This window comes from Sphingomonas parva (ex Maeng et al. 2020) (genome assembly GCF_004564275.1).
Taxonomy (GTDB): Bacteria; Pseudomonadota; Alphaproteobacteria; order Sphingomonadales; family Sphingomonadaceae; genus Allosphingosinicella; species Allosphingosinicella parva.
Genome location: NZ_SPDV01000092.1, coordinates 1 through 3,281 on the forward strand (window position 1 = coordinate 1; position 3,281 = coordinate 3,281).

A 3,281-nucleotide genomic window follows, 5' to 3' on the forward strand; every position below is an offset into this window, starting at 1 on the left:
CGCCGCCTCGGCGTGCGGGCGGAGGACATCCAGACCGGCCACGCCGCCCGGATCGGCTTCATCGGCAACGCGGCCTATACCGTCGAGGGCGGGCCGCTGGGCGACGGGCCGGGCGCGGAGGCGCCGATGGCGGGCGCGGCGCGCGCCGGCGATGCACGGATGATCTCGATCCGGCTGGGCGCGCCGGAGCGCTTCGCCGAGCTCGACGCGGCGCTCGCCCGCGAAGGGGCGACGGCGGTGACGGCGCCCGACTTCCAGGTCGCCGACCCGGACGGGCAGGCGCGCGCCGCCAAGCTCGATGCGCTGCGCCGTGCCCGGGCCGATGCCGAGGCCTATGCCGCGGCGCTCGACATGCGGGTGGCTCGGATCGTCAGGGTGGCCGACGCCGAGCGCAGCGCCGACGACGCGATCGAGATGATCCGCCTGATGAGCCGCGACAGCGCGCCCGACGCGCGGGTCGAGACCCGTGCCGCCGTCACAGTCGAGTTTGCGCTCGCGCCGAAATAGGCGGAGCCGGGGCGGATCGGCCGATCCTCCTTTCCCCGAACGGGAGAGGGTGAGGGCGTCTTTTGCTGCGAGGGCGCCCGTCCCGCCGGTCCGACCTCCAGCCGTATTCGGGACCTTCGACCCGTTCCGTCATTCCGGCGGAAGCCGGAATCCCAGGCAGGACAAGGCGCGGCGCGTTTGGAGCGCTCCATCGGCGCGGTGCGAACTCTCCCTGAGATCCCGGCCGACGCCGGGATGACGGGATTTGGACGGCCGCGGCTGCGGCCGCGGCACGACGGGCGCCGGGTCCGTCAGGGACTCCCCCTTCCTTTGGCTCGCTGCGCTCGTTCCATACGCTCGCCCGCCATGCCTCCGGCGTTGCTGCAGCCTGCCGGGCGCAAGCAGCACCCGCGCATCCCCTGGAGGGGAGAGGGCGCTAGCGGCCCTCGGCTTCGTCGCGCTCCTGGGCGGCCAAAGCGGCTTCCTGGGCGGTGCACGCCGCCTTGAGGACGGTGTTGACCGGCCTGCCGTCGCAGGCGCGGCGGGCCAGCGCCCGGGCGCCGAGCACCGCGCCGGCGGTCGCCGCGGCGGCGCCGACGCCGATCGCCGCGGCGGCGAACGGGCGTTCCTGCATCGCCTCGGCGAGGCGCAGGGCCGCGGACTTGCGTTCGGTGGTGGTCTTCGAATCCGGCATGTGTCTCTCCCGCTGCGCCCTCAACGCAGGCGGCGCCGGTGCGTTTCGTGCAATCGCATCCGGAAGGGCGGATCGGGCGGCGACTGTGGTGGCGGGGACACGGCCCTTATTCCTCCCCGGTACGGGGAGGGGGACCAGCCGAAGGCTGGTGGAGGGGCTGCTCCGGAGTCCGTGCCAGCCCCACCACCGCTCGCTCTCGCGAGCGGTCCCCCTCCCCCAAGGGGGAGGAATGGAGTGGGCGAGCAGGTCGCCGCGTCCCCCCGACGCGGCTGCGGCCTACGGGATAGGCCGCACCTGCTCGTTACAGCCGCTCGATCAGATAATCGGCGCTGCTCACCGCGAAGGCGCCGGGCTCCTCGACGTTGAGGCTCTCGATGACGCCGTCGTCGACGATCGCCGACCAGCGCTGGCCGCGCTGGCCGAGGCCGAACTTCGAGCCGTCCATGGTCAGGCCGAGGGCCTGGGCGAGCTCGCCATTGCCGTCGGCGAGCATGGTGACCTTGCCTTCGGCGCCGGCGCTCTCCTTCCAGGCCTGGAGGACGAAGGCGTCGTTGACCGCGGTGCACGCGATCTCGTCGACGCCCTTGGCCTTCAGCTCGTCGGCGCGCTCGACAAAGCCGGGCAGGTGGCGGGCCGAGCAGGTCGGGGTGAAGGCGCCCGGCACCGAGAACAAGGCGACGCGGCGGCCGGCGAAGAACTCGTCGCTGGAGACGGGCTGCGGCCCCTCGGCGGTCGCCTTGACGAGGTTCACATTGGGCACGCGGTCGCCGGTCTGGATGGTCATTTCTGTCTCCCTCGAGTGCGGCGCCGGGCGCCGGTGTGCGGCTGCGTCTAATCGAAAGGGCGCGGAGGGGGAATTGGGGATTTGGGCCGGGACGGTTCGCTGGTGGAGGGGGGTGTGAGATACGCGGGGCGGGATCGGCTGGTGTGGCCGATCCTGCGGTGGCGGTGCGGCGCCGATGCGGTCCTTTCACGCGAAGGACGCAAAGGAAAGGAAGATCGCGAAGGGTGTGCGGTCTCGCACGCAGTGCGGCGCGGCGGCACCATTTCCACACGACGCCACGAAGAGCACGAAGCCACGAAGGGTGCGCTCCTACTGTGGAGTGACCCCCAAAAGTGAGACACTGAGCTAAGACACACTGAGCAAGGAGGCTGGTGTGGCGAGGCGACGACGGCATACGCAGGCGTTCAAGCTTTCGGCGGTGGCGCGGATGCAGGACGCGTTGGACGTGGCGGGCCTGGCGGCAGAGCTCGGGATTGATCGCGGGCTTCTCTACAAGTGGAATCGCGCTTTTCAGATCGGCGGCGCGGATGCGTTGCTGTTTCCCGGCGAGCGGGTGCGCAAGGGACTGCCGGCGCGAGTCCTGGATGCGGGCGACCGCGCGATCGGCGCCGGGGTCAAGGATGCTCCGGCGGTACCGGCGGGCACTCCCGAGCTGGAGCGGAAGGTCGCGCAGCAGGCGCTGGAGCTGGATTTTTTTCGAGCAGCCTTGCAGCACTTCGCGGGACATCGTCGCACGAGCGGCGGGTCTGGCGGGACGGGATCTACGTCGTGATCCAGACGCAGGCCGAGCGGCAAGGCGCGCTTGGGATCGAACGGATGTGCCGTTTGGCCGGCGTCAGCCGTGCCGGCTATTACCGGCACTGGCAGGCGTCACAGCCGGCGCGGGAGGAGACGGCGGTGCGCGACGAGGTGCAGCGCCTGTCGCTCGAGCATCGCTTCTACGGCTATCGCCGAATCACGGCGCTGCTGCGCCAGTCCGGCTGGGCGGTGAATCACAAGCGCGTGCAGCGCCTCCGGCAGACCGACAATCTGCTGTGCATCACCGGGCGCACGTTCCGTCCGCCGACGACCGACAGCCGGCATCGTTTCAGCGTCTACCCCAATCTGGCGCGCAAGATGATGCCCACGGGCGCGAACCAGCTGTGGGTGGCCGACATCACCTACGTGCGGCTGGCGGAGGGTTTCGTCTATCTCGCCGTGATCCTCGACGCCTGGAGCCGCCGCGTGGTGGGCTGGGCGCTGGCGGACCATCTCAAAGCTGACTTGGCTCTCGCGGCGCTCGACATGGCGCTCGCCGCCCGGGCGATCGCGCCTGGC

5 protein-coding genes are annotated in these 3,281 nt (G+C 71.2%); 3 read left to right on the top strand and 2 right to left on the bottom strand.

Annotated elements, in window-relative coordinates; all coding sequences use genetic code 11:
- Positions 1 to 507 (top strand): SIMPL domain-containing protein (locus E2493_RS20500; protein ID WP_135090581.1); only part of this gene is annotated, 507 nt, incomplete at its 5' end.
- Positions 508 to 922: 415 nt separating this feature from the next.
- Here E2493_RS20500 and E2493_RS20505 read toward each other — a convergent pair.
- Entirely contained in the window at positions 923 to 1,180 is a 258-nt protein-coding gene (locus E2493_RS20505; protein ID WP_135090583.1) for a hypothetical protein, read from the bottom strand.
- A gap of 301 nt (positions 1,181 to 1,481) precedes the next feature.
- On the bottom strand, positions 1,482 to 1,964 hold the full coding sequence (locus tag E2493_RS20510) for a peroxiredoxin (protein WP_135090585.1): 483 nt from the start codon (positions 1,962 to 1,964) through the stop codon (positions 1,482 to 1,484).
- 373 nt (positions 1,965 to 2,337) lie between these two features.
- Here E2493_RS20510 and E2493_RS20515 point away from each other — a divergent pair, with 373 nt between their 5' ends.
- A complete protein-coding gene (locus tag E2493_RS20515; RefSeq protein ID WP_167737529.1) occupies positions 2,338 to 2,736 on the top strand; it encodes a transposase in 399 nt (132 codons plus the stop codon).
- Positions 2,733 to 3,281 (top strand): IS3 family transposase (locus E2493_RS20520; RefSeq protein ID WP_135090377.1); only part of this gene is annotated, 549 nt, incomplete at its 3' end. The genes E2493_RS20515 and E2493_RS20520, both read left to right, overlap by 4 nt.